At 70.5% G+C, this 25,368-nt stretch carries 18 protein-coding genes; 8 read left to right on the top strand and 10 right to left on the bottom strand.

Annotation, left to right across the window (positions count from 1 at the left end):
• Positions 1–133 precede the first annotated feature (133 nt).
• The 6 genes from QFW96_RS21765 to QFW96_RS21790 all read left to right on the top strand — a co-directional run bounded on the left by QFW96_RS21765 (position 134) and on the right by QFW96_RS21790 (position 8,657).
• Positions 134–1,654 (top strand): dynamin family protein, encoded by a 1,521-nt coding sequence (locus QFW96_RS21765; protein WP_281457551.1) that lies wholly within the window; start codon positions 134–136, stop codon positions 1,652–1,654.
• 128 nt (positions 1,655–1,782) lie between these two features.
• The gene (grpE, locus tag QFW96_RS21770) at positions 1,783–2,118 is read left to right on the top strand and encodes a nucleotide exchange factor GrpE (protein ID WP_425524782.1); all 336 of its coding nucleotides are present in this window, start codon (positions 1,783–1,785) and stop codon (positions 2,116–2,118) included.
• Between the two features lie 37 nt (positions 2,119–2,155).
• Positions 2,156–4,003 (top strand): dynamin family protein, encoded by a 1,848-nt coding sequence (locus QFW96_RS21775; RefSeq protein WP_281457552.1) that lies wholly within the window; start codon positions 2,156–2,158, stop codon positions 4,001–4,003.
• Positions 4,004–4,160: 157 nt separating this feature from the next.
• Positions 4,161–4,922, top strand: coding sequence for a DUF6802 family protein (locus QFW96_RS21780; protein ID WP_281457553.1), 762 nt, complete (start codon positions 4,161–4,163; stop codon positions 4,920–4,922).
• Positions 4,923–5,356: 434 nt separating this feature from the next.
• On the top strand, positions 5,357–7,174 hold the full coding sequence (locus QFW96_RS21785) for a phosphoenolpyruvate carboxykinase (GTP) (RefSeq protein ID WP_281457554.1): 1,818 nt from the start codon (positions 5,357–5,359) through the stop codon (positions 7,172–7,174).
• A gap of 268 nt (positions 7,175–7,442) precedes the next feature.
• A complete protein-coding gene (locus QFW96_RS21790) occupies positions 7,443–8,657 on the top strand; it encodes an ROK family transcriptional regulator (protein ID WP_281457555.1) in 1,215 nt (404 codons plus the stop codon).
• Here the strand turns inward: QFW96_RS21790 and QFW96_RS21795 are convergent.
• From QFW96_RS21795 to QFW96_RS21835, 9 genes are all read right to left on the bottom strand, one after another.
• Positions 8,625–9,554, bottom strand: a complete 930-nt coding sequence (locus tag QFW96_RS21795) for an SGNH/GDSL hydrolase family protein (protein WP_281457556.1) — start codon at positions 9,552–9,554, stop codon at positions 8,625–8,627. The genes QFW96_RS21790 and QFW96_RS21795 overlap by 33 nt on opposite strands.
• A 167-nt stretch (positions 9,555–9,721) precedes the next feature.
• Positions 9,722–11,998: a translocation/assembly module TamB domain-containing protein gene (locus QFW96_RS21800; RefSeq protein ID WP_281457557.1), complete on the bottom strand. Its 2,277-nt coding sequence runs from the start codon at positions 11,996–11,998 to the stop codon at positions 9,722–9,724.
• Between the two features lie 341 nt (positions 11,999–12,339).
• Positions 12,340–13,092: an amino acid ABC transporter ATP-binding protein gene (locus tag QFW96_RS21805; protein WP_281457558.1), complete on the bottom strand. Its 753-nt coding sequence runs from the start codon at positions 13,090–13,092 to the stop codon at positions 12,340–12,342.
• Positions 13,089–13,886, bottom strand: coding sequence for an amino acid ABC transporter permease (locus tag QFW96_RS21810; RefSeq protein ID WP_281457627.1), 798 nt, complete (start codon positions 13,884–13,886; stop codon positions 13,089–13,091). The genes QFW96_RS21805 and QFW96_RS21810 overlap by 4 nt, the downstream gene beginning before the upstream one ends.
• Positions 13,887–14,028: 142 nt before the next feature.
• A complete protein-coding gene (locus QFW96_RS21815; protein ID WP_281457628.1) occupies positions 14,029–14,814 on the bottom strand; it encodes a transporter substrate-binding domain-containing protein in 786 nt (261 codons plus the stop codon).
• Positions 14,815–15,374: 560 nt separating this feature from the next.
• On the bottom strand, positions 15,375–17,558 hold the full coding sequence (locus QFW96_RS21820) for a VanW family protein (protein ID WP_281457559.1): 2,184 nt from the start codon (positions 17,556–17,558) through the stop codon (positions 15,375–15,377).
• Between the two features lie 73 nt (positions 17,559–17,631).
• Entirely contained in the window at positions 17,632–17,952 is a 321-nt protein-coding gene (locus QFW96_RS21825; protein WP_093419732.1) for a GroES family chaperonin, read from the bottom strand.
• A gap of 196 nt (positions 17,953–18,148) precedes the next feature.
• A complete protein-coding gene (locus QFW96_RS21830) occupies positions 18,149–19,963 on the bottom strand; it encodes an NHL domain-containing thioredoxin family protein (RefSeq protein ID WP_281457629.1) in 1,815 nt (604 codons plus the stop codon).
• A 173-nt stretch (positions 19,964–20,136) separates the two neighbouring features.
• A complete protein-coding gene (locus QFW96_RS21835) occupies positions 20,137–21,048 on the bottom strand; it encodes a LysR family transcriptional regulator (RefSeq protein WP_281457560.1) in 912 nt (303 codons plus the stop codon).
• A 73-nt stretch (positions 21,049–21,121) separates the two neighbouring features.
• Here QFW96_RS21835 and QFW96_RS21840 point away from each other — a divergent pair, with 73 nt between their 5' ends.
• Both QFW96_RS21840 and QFW96_RS21845 read left to right on the top strand, forming a co-directional pair.
• Positions 21,122–22,621, top strand: coding sequence for an MFS transporter (locus tag QFW96_RS21840; RefSeq protein ID WP_343231398.1), 1,500 nt, complete (start codon positions 21,122–21,124; stop codon positions 22,619–22,621).
• Positions 22,560–23,261 carry a phosphotransferase family protein gene (locus tag QFW96_RS21845; protein ID WP_343231399.1) on the top strand — a complete coding sequence of 234 codons (702 nt, stop codon included), beginning with the start codon at positions 22,560–22,562 and terminating at the stop codon, positions 23,259–23,261. The genes QFW96_RS21840 and QFW96_RS21845 overlap by 62 nt, the downstream gene beginning before the upstream one ends.
• A gap of 604 nt (positions 23,262–23,865) precedes the next feature.
• Here the strand turns inward: QFW96_RS21845 and QFW96_RS21850 are convergent.
• Positions 23,866–25,056, bottom strand: a complete 1,191-nt coding sequence (locus QFW96_RS21850; RefSeq protein WP_281457562.1) for an AAA family ATPase — start codon at positions 25,054–25,056, stop codon at positions 23,866–23,868.
• Between the last annotated feature and the right edge of the window lie 312 nt (positions 25,057–25,368).

A 25,368-nucleotide genomic window follows, 5' to 3' on the forward strand; every position in this document is an offset into this window, starting at 1 on the left:
GGTTCTCGTCGCGGGGGCGGCGGGGTGGGGTGGTCCTGCGCGGAGTGGGGGTTGCGGGTGGGGGTGGCGTGGCAGGATGGGGCGGGTGGATTCCCCGGACGTCCGGAATGTCTGAGTTCATCGGAAGGGCATCGTGAACACGGCACCCGAGCAGCGCTGGGCAGGCCCGTTGTCGGCTGCCGTGGCGCGGTTGTGCGCGGAGTTGCAGCCCCGGGTGTCCGAGCGCACCGCCGAGGGGTTCGGCGAAGTGTTGCACCGGCTCGGAGCGCCGCTGCAGGTCGCGGTGGCCGGTCGGATCAAGTCCGGCAAGTCGACCCTGGTCAACGCGTTGATCGGGAGGCGGGTGGCGCCCACCGACGTCGGTGAGTGCACTCGGCTGGTCACCCGGTTCCAGTACGGGACGGTCGACCGCGTCGAGGTCGTGTTCCACGACGGGCGCAGGCAGACCGTGCCGTTCGACCCCACCGGGGGCATCCCCGCCGACCTGGGCGTGGACTTCGACGAGGTCTCCCACCTGGAGGCCTACCTGACCAACGCCGTGCTGCGCGATCTCACGGTGATCGACACCCCGGGCCTGGGTTCGCTGGACTCCGACTCGGTCGCGCGCACCGAGCAGGCGCTCGGGACCCAACAGCTCGATCCGGTCTCGCGCGATGCCGTGATCGGCGCCGAGGCCGTGCTCTACGTGGTCACCCAGGGCGTGCGGGCCGACGACGAGCAGGCGCTGGCCGCCTTCACCGCCGCCACCGCCAGCCGCGAGGCCGGTCCGGTGAACGCGATCGCGCTGCTCAACAAGGCCGACATGATCGAGGCCGACAGCGTCGAGGGCTCCGGCGACGAGCTGTGGAAGGCCGCCGAGATCCTGGCCGCCAAGCAGTCCGCGCTGCTCAAGCCGAAGGTCGCCGACGTGCTCCCGGTGATCGGGCTGCTCGCCGAGACCGCCGAGACCGGCGGGTTCACCGCGCCCGACGCCGAAGCGCTGCGCTCGCTGGCCAAGCTCGACGAGGACACGCGGGAGACGCTGCTGCTGTCGGCGGACCTGTTCACCAGCTGGGAGTGCGAGGTCCCGGCGGGCACCCGGACCCAGCTGCTGGAGCGGATGGACCTGCACGGCGTGCGCTGCGCGCTGGAGGCGCTGGACGCCGAGCCCGACATCACGGCGGGGGAGCTGCGGCGCCGCATCCGCGACGCCTCGGGCCTGGCGTCCGTGCTGAGCAGGCTGGACTCGGTGTTCCGGGTTCGCGCGGACGGGATCAAGGCGGCCGCCGCGCTCGCGTCGATCACCGCCCTCTCGCAGGCCTCCGGCGATCGCGACGAGCGGCGCGAGGTGCACGACGCGATCGAGGGCCTGCTGGCCCGGCCGGAGGCCCACCAGCTGCGCGTCCTGGAGGCGTTGACGCTGGTCGCGGCCGGTGCGGTGGAGATGCCCCCGGACCTGGCCGACGAGGTCATGCGGGTCGGCAGCAGCACCGATCCCGGCGAGCAGCTGGGCGGTCCCGGCCTGCCGCAGGCCGAGCTGACCGACCTCGCGCTGGAGCGCGCCAACTGGTGGCGCTCGTTCTCCTCGTTCGGTGCCACGCCCGCCCAGAGTCGGGTCGCGCACGTGGTGCACCGGGCCTACTTCCTGATCTGGCAGCAACTGCGAACCAGGTGATCACCGTGCGGAGCTGGAGGCGGTCCAAGAAGTCACCCGAAAGCGGAACCGAGGTCCTTTCGGGTCCGTCTGATCCCCACGAGACCGCCGAACAGGCCTCCGACGCAGACGCCGATCAGGGGACAGACATGACCGCCGTGACCAGCGAAACCGTCATCGACCCGCTCGAACAGGCGCTGACCGACCGCGCCGCGCTGATCCAGCTGTGCGTGTACGCCGTGGACCGGGCCCGCAGCGCGGGCGTGGCCGAACGGCTCGCGGACGGCCTCACCGGCATCGGCGTCACCGCGCTGCGCCCCGACGGCGAGCGCTTCGACCCGGGCCTGCACGAGGCCGGCGGCACCCTGCCCACCGACGATCCCGAGCTCGACGGCGTCATCGCCGAGACCGAGCTGCTCGGCTTCGCCGACCGGGACCGCGTGCTGCGCACCCCGGTCGTGACCGTCTACCAGCTGCGCAGGTGAACCGGTACCGTCGCCTGGGACCTACCGAGAGGACGGCATGACCACGGCGCCTGGTGTTGCTGCCGCCGCGCTCCCGCAGCAGGTCAAGCAGACCCGGGACAAGCTGCTCGGGTTCCTGCGCGAGGCGGACCCGACCGCGTTCGAGTGGGTCGAGCAGGTCCGCCGCAGCCGCCCCGGCACGCCCAGCGCGGTCGTCGTCGGCGAGACCAACCGCGGCAAGAGCTCGCTGGTCAACGCGCTGCTGGAGCACCCGAACCTCTCGCCGGTGGACGCCGACGTCGCCACCAGCACCTACCTGCGGTTCGAGCACGGCGAGCAGTGGTCCGCCCAGGCCTGCTACCCCGGCCAGCAGGACCCGGTGCCGTTCGACCTCGACGAGCTGCCGAACTGGACCAGCGCCGACCGCGACCTGCCCGAAGGACAGCTGCCGCCCCGCTACGTGCGGGTCACCGCGCCGCTGGCGGAGCTGACCGAGCTGATGCTCGTCGACACCCCCGGGGTCGGCGGGCTGGAGGAGCTGCACGGCGAGCTGGCCCGCGAGGCGGCGGTGTCGGCGACCGCGCTGCTGTTCGTCGTCGACGCCTCGTCCCCGTTCACCCGCGGCGAGCTGGAGTTCCTGCAGCAGGTCGGCGAACGCGTCGAGACCGTGGTGTTCGCGCTGGCCAAGACCGATCAGCACCGCGGCTGGCGGCAGGTGCTCGCCGAGGACCGCAGGCTGCTGGCCGAGCACGCGCCCCGGTTCGCCGAGGTGCCGATCTTCCCGGTCTCCGCCCGCCTGCACCTGCGCGCCGCGCAGGCCCCGGATTCGGCCAACGCCGAGCTGCTGCGCGGCAAGTCCGGCGTGGTGGAGCTGCGCGAGGAGCTGCAGCGGCTGATCGCCGGCCGGTCGGCGATGCTCGGCGAGGCCAACACGATGCGCGCGCTGTCGACCGTGCTCGGCGAGCTCACCGCGACCCTGGAGGCCGAGAAGCGGGCGCTGACCGTCGGCGAGGACGAGGCCGAGTCGCTGCGCGCCCGCCGCGACGAGCTCAGCACCGCCCGCCGCTCCTCGACCCGGGGCTGGCAGGTCAAGCTGCGCGGCGAGATCCAGCGGACCCGGGTGGAGGTCAGCCACGAGGTGTCGCGGCAGGTCCGCGACGTGCAGAACTGGTTCCGCCGGTCCATCGACGGCGCCGCCCGCAAGGAGATCGACGACCTGCCCCGCCAGGTCGACATCGCGCTGCAGATGGCCTCGACCCGAATCGCCGCGACGCTGTCGACGCGCCTGGCGGCGGTGGCCGAGCAGGCCCTCAACGACCTGTTCTCCGCCGAGGAGCTGGACGTGATCCGCTCGCAGTTCGCGCGCGGCGCGCAAGCTCCGATCCAGCTGCGCCCGCCGGACCGGCGTCCGCCCACCGCCGAGGACAAGCTGCTGGTGTTCATGGGCGTCTCCGGCGGTCTCGGCATCGGTCGCGCGGCGGCGATGCCGCTGGCCGGGCTGGGCGTGGCGACGCTGAACCCGGTGGTGCTGCCGGTGACGATCGTGCTCGGCCTGAGCGCGGGTTGGTGGCTTGCCCGCACCCGCAAGCACGCGGCCGACAAGCAGCACCTCAAGCAGTGGCTCACCGATGCCATCGCCGACGCCCGCTCGGCCCTGGACCAGCTGGTCGCCGAGCAGCTCATCGAGGCCGAGCAGCAGCTCTCGCTGGCCCTGGACGAGGCGCTGACCAGGCGGATCGAGGCGATCGACGCCGAGCTCCGGGACGTCGACAAGGCCCTGAAGATGGACGCCGCCGAGCGCAGCCGCCGGTTGCAGACGGTCGATCGGCGCCTCACCGAGTCCTCCTCCGGCCGCGAGCGCGCCGAGCACCTGCTCTCCGCGATCCGCAACCTCCGCGATTCCTGACCCGCTCAACCCCAGGTCAGGGGCCCCGCACCCGGGTGGTGATCGCGATTTCAACGGAAATCGGAACCCTGATCTCCGTTGAAATCGGGTTCTCCCGGACGACGGGTTCTTCCGGGTGGGAACCTGGGGGTTCTACGCTGCGTCCAAAGGTTCGCAGGTGAAGGCGGCGGAGGGTGCCGACGTGTACATCGAGGAGACCGGGGCCGGGGACGGGGACATCAAGGTCACCGTCGACGGCGAGGAGTACACCGCCGAGGCCAACTACGACCTCGACGGCGACGGCCTGGACGAGACGGTCGCGGTGATGACCGACGACGGCTACGTCGCCTACATCGACGACAACGCCGACGGCCACGCCGACCTGATGCAGACCATCACCGCCGACGGGCAGGTCCTCGACCAGGCGCGGTTCCACGCCGACAGCGGCGAGTGGACGGCGGAGGCCCCGCAGCAGAACCCCGGCGGCGCCGAGGAGCACGCCGACGACGACAAGCAGATGGTCGTCGACACCCCGCAGGGAGACGTGCAGGTCGGACCGGCCACCGAGGACACCAACTCCGACGGGGTCGCCGACACCGCGGTCGTGCAGTCCGAGAACGGCAACACCGTGATGCTCACCGACGTCGACGGCGACGGAGCCGCGGACCAGGTCGTCGAGATCACCCAGACCGGCGACGTGACGATCTCGCACCACACCGGCGAGGGCGAGTGGACCGTGGTCGAGCAGGGCCGGATCGGCGACAACGGCCAGTACGCGCCGAACCGGGCGGCCTCGGCCACCGACGACACGACCTGGACCTTCGACGAACCCGAGTTCCAGCCCCACCCCCAAGCGCCCCCGCCGCCGGCCGACGCGGCCGTCCCGGAGATCTGCGAGGGCGAGCCGGCGAGTTCCGGAAAGGACGACTCCTGGGTGTGACCCCGGGTCGCGCAATTCGCGACGGAATGTGAGTTCACCACCCGCCCGTGGCCCGATTCTCAGGCCATCGGGCGGTTTTTCATTCCGCTGTTCCGCGAGCGGCAACCGCCATTCGGCGGCTGTCTGCGGTTCACCGGTCGTTCGCACTGCTGTCCGCTTCGCCGGAAAATCTGGCACCTCACGCGCGCCCGGCGACGGGATTTCCGTGACGAGCGGAGAAGAAGTGCGAACTGAATCGATTCCCTTATCGTTCCTGTGAGAGAACCGACAACCCCGATCTTCATTGCGCGCCGTTATCCCCGTTAGCCTCGTTGCATCCCTTTTCCACTTCGCCCGGCTCTCCGGGCCGGGCGAAGCGTTCCCTGCAAACGTCGGCGGGCAGCCCCGTCGGCGACCAATCCGGGCTGTGGCGCCCAGTCAGGAGACACGTCGCGATGACCGCAGTGACCATCCCCGGTCTCGACCAGGCCCCGACCGAGCACGAGCGCCTGTTGTCGTGGGTGCGAGAGGTCGCGGAGCTGACCACACCCGATCGCGTGGTGTGGTGTGACGGTTCGCAGGACGAGTGGACGCGACTGACCGACCGCCTCGTCGAGGCCGGCACCTTCACGCGTCTCGACAAGAAGCCGAACTCGTTCTACGCGGCGTCGGACCCGTCCGACGTGGCGCGGGTCGAGGAGCGGACCTACATCTGCTCGGTCGAGGAGAAAGACGCCGGGGTCACCAACAACTGGATGGACCCGGCCAAGATGAAGGCCACCATGACCGAGCTCTACCGGGGCTCCATGCGCGGCCGCACGATGTACGTCATCCCGTTCTGCATGGGTCCGCTGGGCGCTGAGGAGCCGAAGCTGGGCGTGGAGATCACCGACTCCGAGTACGTCGTGGTCTCGATGCACATCATGACCCGGATGGGCGCCAAGGTGCTGGAGCGCCTGGGCACCGACGCCCCGTTCGTCCCCGCGCTGCACTCGGTGGGCGCGCCGCTGGAGCCGGGCCAGCAGGACGTGCCGTGGCCGTGCAACGACACCAAGTACATCACGCACTTCCCCGAGGAGCGGATGATCTGGAGCTACGGCTCCGGCTACGGCGGCAACGCGCTGCTGGGCAAGAAGTGCTACTCGCTGCGCATCGCCTCGGCGATGGCCCGCGACGAGGGCTGGCTCGCCGAGCACATGCTGATCCTCAAGCTGATCTCCCCGGAGAACAAGGTCCACTACGTGGCGGCCGCGTTCCCCTCCTCGTGCGGCAAGACCAACCTGGCGATGCTGCAGCCGACCATCCCGGGCTGGAAGGTCGAGACCCTCGGCGACGACATCGCCTGGATGCGCTTCGGCGAGGACGGCCGCCTGTACGCGGTCAACCCCGAGGCCGGCTTCTTCGGCGTCGCGCCGGGCACCGACGAGCACACCAACCCGAACGCGATGCGCACCATCGAGAAGGGCAACTCGCTGTTCACCAACGTCGCGCTGACCGACGACGGTGACGTCTGGTGGGAGGGCATGGGCGGCGAGACGCCCGCGCACCTGACCGACTGGAAGGGCAACGACTGGACCCCGGACAGCGACGTCAAGGCCGCGCACCCGAACTCGCGCTACTGCACGCCGATGTCGCAGTGCCCGATCCTGGCGCCGGAGTGGGACGACCCGCAGGGCGTGCCGATCTCGGCGATCCTGTTCGGCGGTCGCCGCAAGACCACGGTTCCGCTGGTCAACGAGTCGTTCAACTGGCAGCACGGCGTGTTCATGGGCGCCACCATGTCCTCGGAGACCACCGCCGCGGCCTCCGGCCAGGTCGGCGTCGTACGTCGCGACCCGATGGCCATGCTGCCGTTCATCGGCTACAACGTCGGCGACTACCTGCAGCACTGGGTGAACACCGGCAAGGACGCGGACGCCTCCAAGCTGCCGAAGATCTACTACGTCAACTGGTTCCGCCGCGACGAGTCCGGCAAGAAGATCGTGTGGCCGGGCTTCGGCGAGAACTCGCGCGTGCTCAAGTGGATCGTCGAGCGGCTGGAGGGCAACGCCGCCGCCGTCGACACCCCGATCGGCCGCGTGCCCTCCGCCGACGAGATCGACGTCTCCGGTCTGGACACCCCGACCGAGGACATCGAGACCGCGCTCAACGTCGACGTCGACGAGTGGAAGGCGGAGCTGCCGCTGATCCAGGAGTGGTTCGACACCATCGGTGACGACCTGCCCACCTCGATGCGCGACGAGTTCGAGGCCCTCAAGCAGCGCCTCGGCTGACGAACCCGGTCGGTGCGCGACCGGTTCGTCGTGGGAAGACCCGGTCACGCGCCCACCTGAAGCGGCGGTTCCCCTCATTCGCGAGGGGGACCGCCGCTTCGTCGTCGGCGAAGTTTTCATGAAAACGTCGCACCCTCCGAACGTTCCCGGTTCCTCCGGACTGCGACGCTTGCGATCGACCTGAGATCCGGATCACACTGCTTGGGCAGCTCAAGTCCAATCGTTTGCACAAGTCAGTGATCATGCGCGTCTCAACGAGGAGAGCTCGATGGCGAGTGCGTCGTGGCAGGGGACGAATCTGCCCAGGGTCGGGGGGTTCAACCGCGCGGTCGTGCTGGACACGATCCGGCGTCACGGCGAGATCAGCCGCGTCGAACTCGCGCAGCGCACCGGGCTGACCGCGCAGACGATGTCCAACATCGTGCGGGGGCTGATGGACGAAGGGCTGGTCACCGAGAACGGGCACGCGCCCTCCACCGGCGGCAAGCGGCGGGTGCTGCTCAAGGTCGCCCCGGACGCCCACTCCGCCATCGGCCTGCACCTCGATCCCGAGCGCATCACCGGCGTCCTCGTCGACCTCGCGGGCGGGGTCCGGCTGCGCGCCACCCGGCGGCTGCCCCACGACGCCACGCCCTCCTCCGTCGCCGCCGCGCTCACCCGCATCGGCCAGCAGCTGGTGCGCCGTTCCGGGCTCGAACCCGACCGCGTGCTCGGCGCCGGGCTCGCGGTGCCCGGGCCGCTGGATCCCGCGCACCGCAAGGTCCTCGACCCGCCGAACCTGGAGGGCTGGACCGAGGTTCCGCTCGCCGACCTCGTCGAGGAGCGGTTCGCGCTGCCGGTGGTGATGGACAACGACGCCACCGCCGCCGCCATCGGCGAGCGCTGGTCGGGCTGCGCGCAGCGCTCCGGCTCGTTCGTCTACGTCTACCTGGGCACCGGCGTCGGCATCGGCGTCGTGCTCGGCGACCAGGTGCACCGCGGCGTCAGCAACAACGCCGGCGAGATCGGCCACGTGCACAGCGGCGGCGCCCGCGAGTGCCACTGCGGCAGGCGCGGCTGCCTGGAGGCCTACTGCTCGATGCGCGCCGTCGTCGCCGACTGGCGCGCGGCCATCGGCCGCCCCGCGCCCACCTCGGTGGCCGCCGCCTACGACCAGCTGTGCAAGGACGCGGTGGCCGGGGAGGCCGCGGCCCGCAAGGTGTTGCGGCAGACCGCGACCCGCCTCGGCCAGGCCCTCGCCTCGGTGGTCAGCGTCCTCGACGTGGACCGCGTGGTGCTCGGCGGACCCGCGCTGCGGCACGTCTCCGAGCTGGTGCGCAACCGGGTGTCGAAGGTGATCACTGCGCAGGTGTGGGCGCCGCAGGTGCGCCCGGTGCGCGTCGAGTCCGCGCTGATCGGCGAGGACGCCGCCGCGGTCGGCGCGGCGTCACTGGTGTTCGACCACGCCTACTCACCCCGCCTCAACACGCTGCTGGGTTCCTGAGTCCGCCTGGATTCCCGAATCCGCCTGGGTTCCCGAGACCGCGTCCGCCACGGCGTTGCCGAAGGCCGCCATGCCCTGGGCGTTCGGGTGCAGGGGAGCGGCCCACGAGGTCGGGACGACGCCCTCGAAGTACTTCTGCTCCGGCGCCCGGCACACGTCGTGGCCCTCGCTGACCGGGCCGAGGTCGACGAACGTCGCGCCGTGCGCGCGGGCCCGCTCGCCCAGCCGCTCGCTCAACCTGTCCACACTGGACTGGATGTAGTCGGCGTCGCGGGCCCACATCGGTTCCTTCGGGTAGCAGCCGCCCGGCGGCAGGTATGTGCCGTATCCGACCACCACGACCTCCGCGTTCGGCGCCCGGTCGGCGATCTCGTCCAGCGCCGCGTCCAGGTCCGGGGTGAACTCGTCGATGCGCTCGGCCAGCTCGTCGCCTCCGTCGGCGGTGAAGCGGTCCGCGCAGGACGCCCCCACCGGTTCCGGCAGCGCGTTCAGGCAGGACACCGCCGCCTGCACCAGGGACACGTCGTTGCCGCCGATGGTGACCGTGACCAGGTCGGTGGAGTCGCTCAGCGCCTCGTACTGCGGTGGCAGCACGAAGTGCTGGCGGCCGGAGAAGTCCTCGGTGTCGGCGCCCGAGCACGTCACGTCCCGGAGCTGGGCGCCCAACCGCGCCGCCGCGATCTGCGGGTAGTTCATCGTGGACCGGAAGCACAGCAGGTTCGGGTCCGGGCCCGGCACCAGCGGCCCGGCCGCCGCGGAGTCCCCCATCGCCACGTACTCGAACGCGTCCTCATCCGCTCGCGCCGCTGCATCCCCTTGCGCCGCCGCGGGAACTCCCGCCGTCAGCAACGCCATCACCCCGGCACCCGCGACCACCGGCAACCGCAACCCCAGCACGAAGACCTCCCGAACCCGATCAAGACGACCAAACCTCTCGATCTGAGCACGAGAACCTCCCCGAGAGCGGGGATTGCACCCGCTCGGCGGCCGGGAATCCCCCGATGGGGCGGGCTTTTCGAACTCACGGGAAGTTCGTCAGGGCGCGGAGGCGTCGAGGCCCCGGGTCACTGGATGTCGCGGCGGAGCGCTCTGGTGATGCCGGCGGCGACGGTGGTCGCCAGCACCCAGCCCGCCGCGATGAGCGCGACCGTGATCCACTGCGAGGTCCCCGAGGTCCGCCACATCACGTCGTGGCCGAGGTTGATGATCGGCACCAGCTGGTCGACGGTGTAGAGCAGCGGGCTCCAGTGCGGGTGGTCCTCCGCGTTGACCGGCTGCAGCGGACCGTGCATCGAGAACCACGTGGTGCCCGCCGCCGACAGCAGCACCAGCCAGATCAGCGCGCGCAGCGGGCGGTAGCCGTAGCTGACCGTGATGAGCTGCAGGAAGCTCCACAACCGCACCGGCGGCCGGAACGCCGCGCGGGTGGAGGCCGCGATCGCTTTGTAGCGGCGGCGCTGCTTCTCGATCAGCACCGCGACCGCGTGCTCCTCGTTCCCGTTGTTGCTGAACACCTTCGCGAGCTGGTCGTACGGGCCGGGCTGGTAGCGGTCGCCGGAGTTGGCGCGCAGCCACGCCAGCCGCTCCTGGACCTTGCCGACGTCGGTGGGCTCGACGCTGTCGGTGAAGTTGTCGTAGCTGAAGTCGTCGACGTCGACGCCCCCACCGGCCTCCCACAGCGCCGCGTTGTCGGCCAGCAGCTCGCACTGGGCCTGCCGCAACAGGATTCGGCCCTTCGGCGGCTCCTCGACGCTGAGCGTCAGCTCCTGGGTGACCATGCCGAAACCGTTGATGGCGTTGCGGCTCAACCCGTCTCCGAGCCGCGCGCCGTGGAAGTTGGCCTGCCTGCCGACCTCGGCGCGGCGCAGCTGGATCTCGCCCTCGGCGACGAACGGCCGAACTCCCGATGCGCACACCAGGTCTCGCGCGATCCGCGCGCCGCGCAGGTCGACCGACGCCTTGTAGGCCAGCTTGTGCCGGTGCCAGGCGGGCTTGGTGAGCTCGGTGGAGCGCATGTCGAGGTTCGCGCCGACCGACGCGCCCTGCAGCTGCACCGAACCGGTGACGTCGGCCTCGCGGCAGTCGAAGTTGCTGCCCACGGTCACCCTGCTCGCCTGCAGCACGTCGGTGCGCGCACCGGTCAGCCGCGCCCGGTTGAGCTGGAAGCTGCCGTGCACCCGCACGTCGGTCATCCGCCACTCGCCCCACACCTCGGCCCGGCCTGCGGCGAGGTTGCCGCGGATCTCGGTGCCGTCGAGGTGGATCGCGCGCAGCGAGCGGTCCACGGCCGCCCGCGCGGACTGCGCCCAGGTGAGGTCGATCTGCGCGCCGGAGAGCCGCAGGTCGCCGTCGATGCTGGCGCTGACCATGCGGATCGTGCCGCCGCTGCGGAAGTTCTCGTCCATCACGACGTCGCCGTGCACGTGGCTGCGGTCGGCGATGAGCGTGCTGGTCGGGTCGTCGTAGGGCGATTCGCCGCGGCGCGGCGGGCTCATCCCGGGTTCCAGGACGGCATCGCGCATCCGCAGGTCGCCGGAGATCGTCGCGCTCGGGATGAACACCAGCCCGGCGACGGTGAACGACCGCCCGGTGTTGGGGTCGACGTCGCAGCGCAGCGAGCCGCCGAGCTGGATCCCGTTGGCGTTGAGCGCCAACCGGCCCCGGTTGCGCAGCGATGCCCCGGCCAGCGTCAGGTTGCCGCCGATCTTGGCGCCGGGGATGCGGATCTCGCCCGCGACGCTCATCCGCATGCCGAGCATCGCCCCGGCCACGGTGAGCCGGTCGGCGTAGATGGCCCGGTGCCCGGGGTGGTGCAGTTCGCTGTCGTTGAGCAGCAGCGATCCGCCGAGCTCGGCGTCGGCGAGGTCGATGACCCCGCCGCGGCTGGTGCAGTGCAGCAGGTGGGTGTCGCTGGTGGTGCGCAGGTTCCGCGCCTGCATCCCGGGCAGCAGGCAGTCCCGCAGGACCAGCCCCGCCATCGAGGCCTGCCGCACGTCGGGCGAGTGGAGGAACCGGCAGCGCACGAACTCCAGCAGGTAGGGCAGTTCGGCGGCGCGCAGGTTGAGGCAGCCGCTGATCACCGCGTCCTGGATGAGGATCACCGGCTGCTGCCGGGCGCGCCGGGCGAACGGGCGACGGCTCGTCTCGTCCGGCGACTCGATCAGCCGCCGGGACAGGAACTCGCCGCGGATCTCCTGGTCGGCCTCGTGGTCCTCGGCGTGCACGTCGAGCGGGGCGCCTTCCGGCGTGTCCGGTCTGCCGCTGCGCAGCAGCTCGTCGACCCGACGCTCGGCCGCGGTCTGCGGACCGCTGCCGTTCTCCTTCACCCTGCCGCTCGGCACCCGTTGCCCCCGAAACCCCGTGAAACGTTGTCGATCATCTACCCAATAGGACGCCCGACCACCACCGGAGGTTTCGCCCAGCCCCAGAAAACACCGGGATGGCGTAGATGCGCTGCCGTTCCACGTGAAACGGCCCCGGCGTGTCGGAATTCGACACGCCGGGGCCGTTCGGGGGTCAACAGCACGAGCACCCAGGACAAGCGGCGAAGCCGCTTTCTCCTCCACCACCCTGGCGACTTGCACCGCCGCGGGTTCTGAGCGGTGCTGTGGCGCGCGGAGTCCACAGCACCGGTCAGGTTCCGCTACCCGCGCCGCCCAGCAGAGGGACCACCATCGATCATCTAATCCTGGTGAATCGGGTCCAGGACTCGGGCGAGGAAGGTGCGGGTGCGCTCCTCCTTCGGGTTGCCGATGACCTCGGCGGGCGGGCCCTGCTCGATGATGCCGCCGCCGTCCATGAACAGGACGCGGTCGGCGACCTCGCGGGCGAACTGCATCTCGTGGGTGACCACCAGCATCGTCATGCCCTCGTCGGCGAGCTGGCGCATCACGCCGAGCACGTCGCCGACCAGCTCCGGGTCCAGCGCGGAGGTCGGCTCGTCGAAGAGCATCACGTGCGGGTTCATCGACAGCGCCCGCGCGATCGCGACCCGCTGCTGCTGACCGCCGGAGAGCTGCGCCGGCATCGAGTCGGCCTTCTCGGACAACCCGACCTTGTCGAGGTTCTCCTTGGCGACCTTCTCCGACTCCTCCTTCGAGCGGCCCAGCACCTTGCGCTGCGCCACCGTCAGGTTCTCCAGCACCGACAGGTGGGAGAAGAGGTTGAACTGCTGGAACACCATGCCGACGTGCCGGCGGGCGCCGTCGAGGTCGGTGTCCGGGTCGGTCAGCTCGGTCCCGTCGACCGAGACCTTGCCCGCCGACGGCACTTCCAGCAGGTTCACGCAGCGCAGCAGGGTCGACTTGCCGGACCCGGAGGGTCCGATCACGCAGACGACCTCGCCGCGCTCGACCTGGAGGTCGATGTCGCGCAGCACTTCCAGCGAGCCGAAGGACTTGCTCAGCCCGGAGAGCTCGATCATCACGTCGCTCACTTGGTGGCCTCCTTGGTCCGGACGCCGCCGAACTTGCGCTCCAGCAGGTCGGAGACGCGCGACAGCGGAATCGTGATGATCAGGTAGCACAGACCGGCGATCAGGATCGGCGTCAGCGACTGGTACTGGTTCAGCGCGCCGCGACCGAACTTCGCCAGCTCGTACTGGTCGACCGACAGGCCCAGCAGGTAGATCAGCGAGGAGTCCTTGGTCAGCAGGATCAGCTCGTTGGTCAGCGGCGGCAGGATGATCCGGAACGCCTGCGGCAGCACCACGGTGATCATCGTGCGGCTCGACGACATGCCCAGCGAGCGGGCCGCCTCGACCTGCCCCTTCGGCACGGCCTGGATGCCCGCGCGGATGGTCTCGGCCATGTAGGCGGCGCCGACCAGACCGAGGCTGAGCATCACGGTCGAGAGGTTGGTGAACTTGACGCCGAACGCGATCGGCAGGCCGTAGCCGAACGCGATGAACACCAGCAGCGCGGGAAGTCCGCGGAACAGCTCGATGTAGCCGGTGGCGAGCCACCGGTAGGGGGCGACCGGCGACATCTTCATCAGCGCCAGCAGCACCGCCAGCGCGAGGCCGAACCCGAAGCCCACCGCGGTGTAGAGGACGGTGTTGAGCAGCGCGGTCGTGATCACGTCGGGGAACTGGGCCCGGGCGACCTCGACGTTGAAGAACGCCCGGCCGATCTGGCCCCAGTCCGCGACGAAGACCAGCGCCACGACGGCCACGATCAGCACCGCGTACTGGATGCCGAGGTTGAGCCGTGCCCGCTGTCGTCGGCCCATGCCTGCCTTGGGCCGCTCGATCTCGGTTGTCATCGACTTCTCTCCATGTATCCGGCGGGAACCGCGACGGTGTTCGCGGCCCCGAGCACCGCTCGGGGCCGGCGTGGTCGACGCCGGCCCCGATCAGGCACGAATCAGCGGGTCACTCCGGCTTCTTGCCGAACCACTTCTCGTAGATGCGGTCGTACTCACCGGACTGCTTGGCCTTGGCCAGCGACTCGTTGACCTTGGTCAGCAGCGCGGTGTTGCCCTTGCGGACGCCGATGCCGTACTTGTCGCCGGTCACGAACTCCTTGGTGACCTCGACGTCCTGGTTGTTCTTGGCGAAGCTGTAGAGCACGCCGTTGTCGTTGATCGCGGCGTCGACCCGGTTGATCTGAACCCCGTTCTGCTGCAGGGCCAGGTCGTCGAAGTCCACGACCTCGTAGCCGAACTCGGCCTTGTGCGCCTCGGCGTAGTCCTTGCCGGTGGTGCCGACCTGCACGCCCAGCTTCTTGCCGCGCAGCTGGGAGAGGTCGGTGATGCCGGAGCCCTTCTTGACCATCAGCGCCTGCTCGGCGTCGAAGTACGGGTCGGAGAAGTCGAGGTTCTGCTTGCGGGAGTCGGTGATCGTCATCGCGGCGGCCGCGACGTCGCACTGCCCGCTGTTGAGCGACTCACCCGACTGGATGCCCTCGTCGAAGGGCGCGTCGACGATGTTCTGCTTCACACCGAGGTCGCGCGCGACCAGGTCCACCAGGTCCACGTCGAAGCCGACGATCTTGCCGCCTTCGCCCGGGAACTGGAACGGCTCGTAGGGCAGGTGGGTGCAGGTGGTCAGCGAACCGGGAGCGATGAGGCTCAGTTCGCCGCCGCCCTGCCCTCCGCCGCTCGTCGTGGATTCGACACAACCTGTCACTGCCACAGCCAAGGTCAGCGCAGGCAGCATTGCCAGCGCACGGAGGGTTCTGCGACGCGCCACGATGTAACTCCTAGTAGGTGAGAACGCGGGTGCTCGAATGGTGCCACTCGATCGGACGTAAACCCAATAGCTCGTGTTGCGAATCCATCAAGTTCGTCGAAAACCGACATCAACCTCCCGGACATCGAACGGCAAACCTGACGCGCCCGCAGCCCCACCGCAACAGGATTTCCGGCCGCCACCCGCAGTCCACCCCAGAACCCACCGGTCAAACCCCCACATCCTGTGTCCACCACCACGCCCCCGGGACACCCACGCCCATCACCTGCAGTCACCAACCCGCTCCCACCGGCACCCGAACCCGGCCATCACCCGGGGTCACGATGCCGACGTCCGTCACCAGTGGACAGTTTTAGCCATAATTGTCCGGACAAAAAGGACATTGATCATGGGTGATCATGGCTAAAACTGTCGCCTGGGGACCATGTCGACAAAGCGCCACGCCCGCGATGTCGACATGCGCCCACAACGCGAGCAGGGCCCTCCCCGGAGACGGGAAGGGCCCTGCTGGAGGGTTTTTCAGCCGATCAGCGCGGCCCCTGGGGCGGGGGCGGGCAGTGGATGATCGGCTGCGGGTTGTACTTCACCTTCTGGTTCTCGGTGCGGACCTCGCCGGTCGTGATGTCCCGGATGGTGCGGGTGTCCACGACGGTGAAGCCGGGCGTGCCCTTGCTCGGGCTGCACGGACCGTTGGTCGGGCCGGGCTTCTCCACCGGCGGCGTCGGCTCGGTGCGCGGACCGGTCGACGACTGCACGTCGAACTGCTTGGTGCCCCACAGCTTCACCGTGATCGACGACGGCGTCCACTCCGTGGTGATCATGATGCCGCTCTTGGCGACGTTCTTGAACTTCACGTCGATGAGGCTCTGCCCGCTCGGCGACTGGAACACCGTCGCCTCGCGACCCGCCGGGTAGCGGCTGATGTAGTAGCTGTGCGCCTTGTGCTCGACGTCCTTCATGCCCGCGAAGTACGAGGCGTTGTACAGCGTGGTCGCGAACTGCGAGATGCCGCCGCCCACGGCCTTGCCCGGGTGACCGTCCTCGATGATCCCCGACTCGACGTAGCCCTGCGGCACACCGCGCGGACCCGTGTAGCCGTTGAGGCTGAACGTCTCGCCCGGGCGCAGGATCGCGCCGTTGACCTGCTCGGCGACCCGGCGGATGTTCACGCCCGAAGCCGGTTCGAAACCGCCGGTCTGGAACTCGCCCACGACCTCGCGGATGCCCAGCTGGTTGGCCTGATCGGTGGTGAACTGCGCCGGAGCCGGCATGTAGACCGCCTGCACCGAGCGCTGCTGCGGCTTCTGCACCGTCTCCAGCATCGGCGCCAGGCTCTTCTCCCAGTCCACGCCGACGCCGTCCTCGGACGGGTGCACGACCGGGGCGCCGTTCTCCAGCTTGATCTCGGCGTCCTTGCCGGGCTTCATCGTCTCGCGCAGCTGCGGTTCGAGGGCTCCGACCAGCGTCGGACCGTCGAGCTCGGCCTTGAGACCGCCCCGCCCGTCGGGGGTGAAGCGCAGCGCCTGGGCGATCGCCTCCGGCTCCAGCGTCGCGTCCTTGCCCTGACCGCGCACGGTCACCGGGCCGGACACGGCGGGCTCGGCGATCTCGTGCAGCGCCTTCTGCACGCCCTCGCGAGTGGTGCTCACCGGCAGCTGCGTGACCGGCAGCGGGATCGGACGTCCCTCGGCCCAGTGCGCCTGGATCTCGTTGGCCGCGTGCTGGACGTCGAGGTTCTGCCCCGGAACCGGGTTCACCGCGACGGGCGTGGTGCCCTCGAAGCGGATGTTGCCGTCGGTGGGCTCCAGCCCCAGCTGCGGGCTGACCTCCTGCAGCGCGGCGACCAGCTGCTCGCGGTCGCTGGTGCTGACCGGGGTGACGTCGTGGGTGCTGAACAGCGAGCCGATCCGGGTGAACGGGTTCAGCGGCTGCTCGTCGGCCTTCTTCACGGTCGCGGCCCAGTCCATCCGCAGGCCGACCTCGTCGGGCTTGACGGTGGCGCCGCGGTCGCCGACCTGCAGCCGCACCGGCTTGTCGAGACCGGGTTCGAGCGCGTCGCGGAGCTTGCTCTCGGCGGCGGCCGGTTCGAGCGTGCCGACGTCGACGCCGGCGACGACCGTGCCGCGCGGCAGCGATCCGCTGGTGAAAAGCAGGTCACCGACGTAGATCAGGGCTAACGCCGCGGCCGCGGCACCGGCGATCAACCCGCCCTTGAGCAGCTTCTGCCGCTTCTCGTCGACGGGCCGGGGCTCGTCGGAGGAGTTCCAGCCGAGGTCGGTGCCCGCGACACCACCGCCGCCGAACATCGCGGTCTGCGTCGCGGCCGGGGCCCCGTGCTGGACGGTCGGCTGCTGAGCAGCGGACTGCTGCTGGGCCGTCGGTTGGTGTTTTTGGTGAGCCGGGGGCTGGTGTGCACCGACGGCCGGGATCGTCTGGGTCTCGCCGATGGGGAACCCGCTGAAGTCGGCGGGCAGCGCCGCGATCTGCTGGGTCCGCTCGGCGTCGGACTCCTTGGGCGCCGACGCCTCCGGCTTCACGGACTCCGTCGGGGCCGACCCGGTCGACGCCGCCGCGTCCGGCGTTGCCTCGGGGTCCTGGACCGGCCAGGCCTGCGTGGTCTCGACGTCCGACGCGTTCTGCTGGTCCGGGTCGGTGCGCAGCCGTTCGGTCGACGGATCCGCACCACTGGACTTCTCGTGGTTTTCCGGCACCGCTTCCCCTTCTCCTGTCGGTCCTGCGGTGGGGGCGTTGTGAGGCGCGCGCCCGCGCTCGCCGGGGGTCCGGCTACAGGTACAGGCCCGTGCCCTGATCGGTCTGCTCGGTGGCCACCGCGTGCAGGTCCCGTTCCCGCATCACCAGGTAGGCCTGTCCCTGGACTTCGACCTCGAACTGCTCATCGGGGTTGAACAGCACCTGGTCGCCCACCTTGACGGTCCGCACGTGACTGCCCACGCCGAAGACCTCACCCCAGATCAGCCGCTTGGCCATCTGCGCGGTCGCCGGAATCACGATGCCGCCGCTGCTGCGGCGTTCGCCGGACTCGGCGGCGATGCGCACCATGACCCTGTCGTGCAGCATCTGGATTTCGAGCTTGGCATCGGTCACCCGAAAAGTTTACTTGCCCCCACCGGGTGACCCGGGCGCCAGGGGGCCCTCGAAACACCGCGTTGACCACGTGATTCGCGATGTCGCTGGGCAGCGCGCGACGACGGGGTCGGACCCAAGTGGGACCGGCCCCGTCCGCATCGTCACGACCTGGGCTTTTGCGCGATCGGTACCAGTACGGTCTCGATTCGCCGGATCAGGCGTCCAGACCGCCCATCACCAGCGGTAGCCGACCGGGGCCGGTCGCCGAGATCGTCACCGGCACGCCCCAGTCCTGCCTGGTCAAACGGCAGGCGGGGTGCTCGATCTCGTCGTCGTCATCGCAGCTGGCGGCCTGGGCGACCACGTGCAGGACGCCGTGCTCGACGCCCTCGGCCAGCACCAGGCGGCGGGTCAGGTCGGTGCCCACGCCCGCGCCCTCGACCAGCAGGTCCTCCGGCGTCGAGGTGATCTCCAGGCGGGTGGACGGCCCGTAGCGCTCGTCGAGCTTGGTGCCGGGCGGCGGCGTGAACACCACCGCGAGCTCCACCTCGCCCGATCCGATCTCCGTGGAGGGCCGCTTGACCTGCTGCGAGGCGCCCTCGATCAGCTTCGCCGCCAGCCCCGGCGGGACCGGGCGCTCCAGCCGGTGGGAGGCGGAGGCGACCACGACGAGCTCGCCGTCGACGACGGTCGCGCCCGAGGGTTCGGCGAGGTCGGTGGCCAGCGTGGACACCTCGCCGGTGCCGGGCTCGTAGCGGCGGATCGCGCCGTTGTAGGTATCGCAGACCGCGACCGAGCCGTCCGGCAGCACCGCCACGCCCAGCGGGTGCTGCAGCAGCGCCTTCTCGGCGGGGCCGTCGGCGTGGCCGAAGTCGAACAGGCCGGTGCCCACCGCTGTGAGCAGCGCGAACCCGTCGCCGTCGGCCTCGACCCAGCGCAGCGCGGAGGTCTCGGAGTCGGCCAGCCACAGGCGGTCGCCGCCGTCGGCGAGACCGGACGTCTGGGCGAAGAACGCCTGGTCGGCGGCACCGTCGCGGAGTCCTTCGACGGTGGTGCCCGCGAACCGGCGGACCTGGCCGGTGCGGGGGTCGAACAGGCCGAGCGTGTGGTTGCCGGCCATCGCGATCACCACGCCCCCGGCGGGTTCCCACCAGGCGACGTCCCACGGGCTGGTCAGCGGCGTTTCCAGCGCGGGCCCGCTGTCGGAGCCGTCGCGCCACTGCTCACCGGTTCCGGCCAGCGTGGTGACGTGCCCGTCGGCGAGCCGCAGGCCGCGCAGCAGGTGGTTGACGGTGTCGGCGACGACCACGTCGTAGCCGACCTCGGCGGCGAGCTCGGTGGGCAGCAGCGCGAGACCGGCGGGTTCGGCGAAGGTCGGTTCGGTGCCGTCGGCGCGACCGCGCTCACCGGTGCCGATGCGGCGCACCACGGTCTCGCCGTCGGGTTCGAACTCCACCAGCGAGTGGTTCGCCGAGTCCGAGACCAGCAGGTTCCCGTCGTCCAGCGCGACGACCTTGCCGGGGAACCGCAGCGTCGTCTCCGGCGCGGGCGGCGGAACGTAGGGACCGTCGCCGCGGTGCAGCGTGCCCTTGGCGTCGTGCTCGGCGATGACCTCGGTGATCACGCTGCGCAGCGCCTCGACGTGCCCCTCACCTGCGGCGACGTGCACGACGTAGCCCTCGGGGTCGACGACGACCAGCGTCGGCCAGGCCTTCACCGCGTAGTTCTGCCAGGTCGTCAGCTCCGGGTCGTCGAGGACCGGGTGGTGCACGGCGTAGCGCTCGACGGCCGCGATCAGCGCGTCCGGGTCGGCCTCGTGCTCGAACTTCGGCGAGTGCACGCCGACGGTCACGACCTCGTCCGCGAACTCGGCTTCCAGCGGCCGGAGCTCGTCGATCACGTGCAGGCAGTTGATGCAGCAGAAGGTCCAGAAGTCGAGGATCACGACCTTCCCGCGGAAGTCCTGGAGCCGGAGCTCCCTCCCCCCGGTGTTCAACCACTGCCGCCCCACGAGCTCGGCGGCCCGCACCCGACCTCGACGTTTCTGCTGCTCACTCACACGGGGAGTCAACAACACGCCACCATCCCGTGTTCCCGGAGGTGGTCGGGTTCATGACGTCGACCACCCGGCCCTCGGAGGCTCGCGATTTCAAGGGAAGTCGGGTCCCCGATTTCCATTGAGATCGGGAACCCCCGCACCGGTCACGGGGCCGGGAGGAGGGTCGCGGCCGTGGTGGTGAGGGTGGTGAGGGCTGTTTCGACGACCGGGTGCCGGGCGCCTCCGAGGCGGGTGGCGGCGAGGATGCGGCGGGCCGGGGCGGGTTCGCCGCGCAGCGGGATGCGCACGACCGGCCAGTCGTGGAGGCGGGCGAGGCGCGGGACCAGGATGATCCCGAAGTGGTGCGCGACCAGGGCCGTTCCGGTGTCCCACTCGTCGGCGTAGTGGGCGATGTTCGGGCTGAAGCCTGCTGACGTGCAGGCCGCGCGGACCAGCTCGTGGTACGTGCTGCCCGGGCGGCCGACGATCCACTGCTCGTCGGCGACGTCGGCGAGCGAGACGCGGGAGCGCTCGGCGAGCCGGTGCCCGGCGGGCACGACCAGGTCCAGCGGATCGTCGACGAGGTGTTGCTGGTCGAAGCGCTCATCCGCGGACGGCGGCAGGTCCGCGGTGTTGATCACCAGCGCCAGGTCGGCCTCACCCGCCAGCAGCAGGTCGAAGCAGCGAGCGGGTTCGGCTTCGATCACCCGGACCCGGACCTGCGGGTAGTGCTCGCGCAGCGCGGCCGCGGCGGGCGGGAGCAGGTGGGTGGCGGCGGTGGAGAAGCCGCACAGCGTGAACGGGCCGCTGGGCTCGTCCGCCGCGGCGGCGAGCTCGGCGTAGGCGCGCTCGACCTGGGCGTGCAGCAGCTCGGCGTGCCGCAGCACGGTCCGCGCTGCGGCGGTGAGCTTGACGCCGCGCCCGGACTGCGCGATCAGCTCGGTCCCGAGCTCGTCGGCGAGCTGGCGCAGCTGGTACGACACCGCCGACGGCGTGTAGTTCAGGGCCGCCGCGGCGGCGGTGACGGTGCCGTGGTGGGACACCATCTGCAGCACCTTGAGCCGAGGATCGATCATGCAACCATTTTGCACGATCTGATGAAGGAACGTCTGATTTTCTTCAGCGGTTTCCGTCGGCAACCTGGAGACCGTGATCCCCTCGGCGTCCCCCGCTAGCTCGGTCCGCACCGGCCTCTACGTCCTCGTCGTCCTCACCGTCGGCGCCTACCTCCCGAGCCCGCTGCTGCCCGGTTACCAGCACGACTTCGGGTTCAACGACCTGACCACGACCCTGATCTACGCCACGTTCGCCCTGGTCAGCGCGCCCGCACTGGTACTCCTGGGGCCGGTCACCGACGTCGTGGGCCCGCGTTCGGTGCTGCGCGCGAGCCTCGTCGCGGGCGCGGTGGCCTCGCTCTGCTTCGCCCTCGCCTCCGGCCCGCTGTGGCTGGTGGCCGGCCGAGCGGCCCAGGGCATCGCGCTCGGCTCGGCCACCGGCGCCGCAGGCGTGCTGATTAGCGATAACTCCCGCCGAGGCGCCTTCCTCGCCAGCACCGCCTTCGTCGCGGGCACCGCCGCGGGCCCCATCGCGGGCGGCGTCCTCGCCCAGCACGCCCCGGCCCCCTACGTCCTCCCGTACCTCCTCCACCTCGCCCTCCTCGGCTACGCCTGGCTCCGCGTCTCCGCCCTGACCGCTCCTCGCGTCGAGAACCGCGGTTCTCGCGCGGCGAATGCAGGGGTTCTCGACGCGAAGCTCCTGTCCGGCGTGGTGCGGTTGGGGCTTCCGGTGGGGGTGCGTCGAATCTTCTGGTTCTCGGCCGCGAGCGGGTTCTCGGCCTGGACCGCGGTGGGGTTGTTCCTCTCGTTGATCCCGGTGCTGCTCGACCGGGCCGGGAACACCGACCTGGCAGTGTCGGGCTGCGTGGTGGGGTCCGTGCTGATCTGCTCGGTCGCCGCTCAACCTCTGGTGCCGCGTCTCGGGGCGGTGCGGGCGCAGGGGCACGGGCTGGTCGCGCTGTTCGCGAGCCTCGTCCTGCTGGCCTTGACCAGCGGTGGGTCGATGGTGGTCACGACGATCGCGGCCGTCGCGGCCGGGATCGGGCACGGACTCGCCTACGGCGGTGCCGCCGGGGCCGTGGAATCCGCCGCCCCCGCGGGTCGGCGGGGTGCGATCACCGGGGCTCTCTACCTCGCCTTCTACCTCGGGGCCGGGTGCCCGGCGATCGCGGTCGGACTCATCACGCTCGGGTACCCGCTGGAGACCGCGATGTCGTGGGTGACGGCCGTGGCGGCCGCGTTCGTGCTGCTGACGGCGTTGTTCGGAAAATCGCTCGCCCCGGTCACCGCCACCCGGCACCATCAGCGGAATGCGAGCGGACGAATCGGATCGCACTTCACGAGCGCTGAACGCGGCGGTGGCCGCAGGCCGGGACCTCGGCCTCGACGTGAGCGGGGCGACGGTGCTGCACGACCTGTTCTCCGTCGTCGTCCACCTCGCACCGGCGCCGGTGGTCGTGCGGGTGCCGGTGGTGCTGCCCCGGAGCAGCGACGTCACCGCCCTGGCGGCGCGCCAGCGGACGGAGCTCGACGTGGTGGCGTGGCTGGCCGAGCAGGGGCATCCGGTGATCCCGCCGAGCCCGCTGGTGCCTAGGGAACCGGTTCTGCGCGACGGGTTCTCGATGACGTTCTGGCAGTTCACCGAGATCCTGGAGACCGTCGAACCCGACTACGCGCGCAACGCCGGCCTGGTCGCCGACATGCACCGCGCGTTGCGCGGGTATCCCGGCGAGCTGCCGTTCCTGTCGGCGGCCGAACCGCAGATGATCACCGATTCCCTGGAGGACCTCGGCGGCGAGGTGGATCCGGCCGATCTCGACCGCGCCCGTCGGGAGTGGGCTGTGCTGGAACCGCTGGTGCGCTCGCGCTCGGCGTTCCAGGCGGAGTTCGGCGTCGACCTGCAGCCGATCCACGGCGACGCCCCGCCGTTCAACATCGTGCCGACCCCGAACGGCGAGCTCTACGCGGACTTCGAGCTGGTAGCTCTGGGCCCGCCGGAATGGGACCTGGCGGCGTTCGGACCGGAGTGCGAAGCCTCCTACGACGCCCGCGCCCGCGCGCTCGGCCTGCGGGAGCTGGACGAACGGGTGCTGCGGTTCGTCAACGCCGTCGGCATGCTGCGGTCGCTGTCGTGCCTGGCACTGGTACCGCAGCTGCCGATGCTCGCCGACGCCCTGAAACCCGCGATCGAGCAGTGGCGGGAGATGCCGTTCGCCGGAGGACTGACCAGCTGAACCCGGCCGCCCGGTGGTCGCGCGGCGGTTCGGGGCAGAGCGAGCTGTTCGACGAGCTTCCCGCTCTGGGCGGAGCACCGGACCAGAACGATCCGGCGGAGGTCCGGCGCACCTGCTGGGACGACAGGGGCCTCGTGCTGGACGAGATGCAGGGCTGATCAGGCGCTGCGCGGCCTGGAGCTCAGGGCGGCCTGGAACTCGGGCGGCCTGGAACTCGGGCGGCCTGGAACTGCGGGAACGAGGCCCGGAAATTGGAAAGCCCCGCGATGCTGCCAGGTCGGGGGTCCGACAGCACCGCGGGGTCATCAGGAATATCGACACCCACCCAGCGTTCGTTACACACGTCCCGCAGTGTGTCTTAGGTCACTTCGAATCACCTGTACCGGCGACCCTTCGCGGCCGCACCCCCACGACCCGTGTCGATCTCACCGCCCCTGCCGACATCCCGCATCGCCCCGTATACCCGGTTCTAGATCTTGCGCTATACACCGGTAGAGAGCGGAATCGAGCGGTAGCGGGTCGGGGCAGTGGACAGTTTTAGCCATAATCACCCATGATCGATGTCCTTTTTGTCCGGACAATTATGGCTAAAACTGTCCCCGCCTCAGTCCTGGGTCAGCAGGTAGCGGCCGAAGTGGGGCACCGTGAACGCGATCTGGCCGCGTTCGCCGGAGTAGACGAGGCCCTTCTTGATCAGCGCGTCGCGGGCCGGTGAGAGCGAGGAGGGGCGGCGCTCCAGGTACTCGGCGATCTTGGCCGTGGGGGCGGGTTCGTCCTTGCCCTCCACCAGCTCGGCCATCGCGCGCAGGTACTCGCGCTCGGCCGGGGTGGCGCGCTCGTAGCGGGAGCCGAAGAACCCGACCGCCAGCTCCGACTCCGCCTCGGGCGCCGCGAGCCGGACGTCCTCCTCGGCGATCTCGGTGCGCACGGCCGCGTCCCAGGTCGCCTTGCCGTACGCCTGCACGAAGTACGGGTAGCCGCCGGAGACGGTGAACAGCGTGTCGAGCGCGTCCGGGGTGATCTCGGCTTCCTCCCGCTCGATCGGCGCGATCACCGCGCGGTCGGCGTCGGAGCGGTCCAGCCGGTCGATGCGGACGTAGCGGAACAGCCGCTCCGAGTAGGACTTGCTGGCCGACAGCACCGCGGGCACGTGCGGCAGGCCCGCGCCGACGACCACCAGCGGAGCGCCCGACTGGGACAGCTCGTGGCACGCCGCGCACAGCGCCGAGACGTCCTCGGCCTGCACGTCCTGCATCTCGTCGAGCAGCAGCGCGATGCCCGTGCCGACGTCGGCGGCCAGGTCCGCGACCTCGGTGAACAGCTCCACCAGGTCGATCTCGATGTCGCCGGAGTCCGCCCGGCCGACCGCCGCGGGCACGTCGATGCCGGGCTGCCAGCGGTCGCGCAGCTTCGCGTCGTTGGGGTTCGCCTTGAGCGCGAAGGCCTTGAGCACGGCCAGGACCTCCTCGACCCGGTCCGGCGCGCGGTGCCGGACGGCCAGGTCGCGGATCGCGCGGTGCAGGGCCGCGGACAGCGGACGCCGCAGTCCGGCCTCCGGACGGGCCTCGACCTTGCCCGCGCCCCAGCCGCGGCGGACCGCCATCGAGCGCAGCTCGCCGAGCAGCACCGTCTTGCCGACGCCGCGGAGTCCGGTGAGCACCAGGCTCCGCTCCGGACGACCTCGGGCGACGCGTTCCAGCACGACCTCGAAGGCGTCCAGCTCGCGGGTGCGTCCGGCCAGCTCCGGCGGTCGCTGTCCGGCGCCGGGGGCGAAGGGGTTGCGGACCGGGTCCATAACCCTCGGACTGTATCCGCGTCTCTAGCGCAGATTCGATACTTGACGAGATTCCGGTAGCCCGTGTTGGTCCCGGCCACCTCCCACCCGAACTCCGGACCTCTCCCTCAACACTCCGGTAGGACACCCACCCGGGTGGTTTGACCCGAATACGGCGGTAATCGGGTCCCCGATTACGGCGGTAATCCGTCCACGACACGGAATACCGCCGTATTCGGGTGCCGGATTACCGCCGTATTCGGGTCATCCTCGGGGAGTATCCGGGTGTATTGGGGATTTGCTAGAGAGGGGTATTCGGGGTGATGGAGGTGC

The sequence above is a fragment of the Saccharopolyspora ipomoeae genome (assembly GCF_029952525.1).
GTDB lineage: Bacteria > Actinomycetota > Actinomycetes > Mycobacteriales > Pseudonocardiaceae > Saccharopolyspora > Saccharopolyspora ipomoeae.

What these genes read in the sequence shown, in the direction of transcription:
- QFW96_RS21790 (WP_281457555.1), top strand. Translation starts at nt 7,443, where the DNA reads ATGGCGAGTGCGTCGTGGCAGGGGACGAATCTGCCCAGGGTCGGGGGG.
- QFW96_RS21775 (WP_281457552.1), top strand. Translation starts at nt 2,156, where the DNA reads ATGACCACGGCGCCTGGTGTTGCTGCCGCCGCGCTCCCGCAGCAGGTC.
- QFW96_RS21810 (WP_281457627.1), bottom strand. Translation starts at nt 13,886, where the DNA reads ATGGGCCGACGACAGCGGGCACGGCTCAACCTCGGCATCCAGTACGCG.
- QFW96_RS21815 (WP_281457628.1), bottom strand. Translation starts at nt 14,814, where the DNA reads ATGCTGCCTGCGCTGACCTTGGCTGTGGCAGTGACAGGTTGTGTCGAA.
- QFW96_RS21850 (WP_281457562.1), bottom strand. Translation starts at nt 25,056, where the DNA reads ATGGACCCGGTCCGCAACCCCTTCGCCCCCGGCGCCGGACAGCGACCG.
- QFW96_RS21835 (WP_281457560.1), bottom strand. Translation starts at nt 21,048, where the DNA reads ATGATCGATCCTCGGCTCAAGGTGCTGCAGATGGTGTCCCACCACGGC.
- grpE (WP_425524782.1), top strand. Translation starts at nt 1,783, where the DNA reads ATGACCGCCGTGACCAGCGAAACCGTCATCGACCCGCTCGAACAGGCG.
- QFW96_RS21785 (WP_281457554.1), top strand. Translation starts at nt 5,357, where the DNA reads ATGACCGCAGTGACCATCCCCGGTCTCGACCAGGCCCCGACCGAGCAC.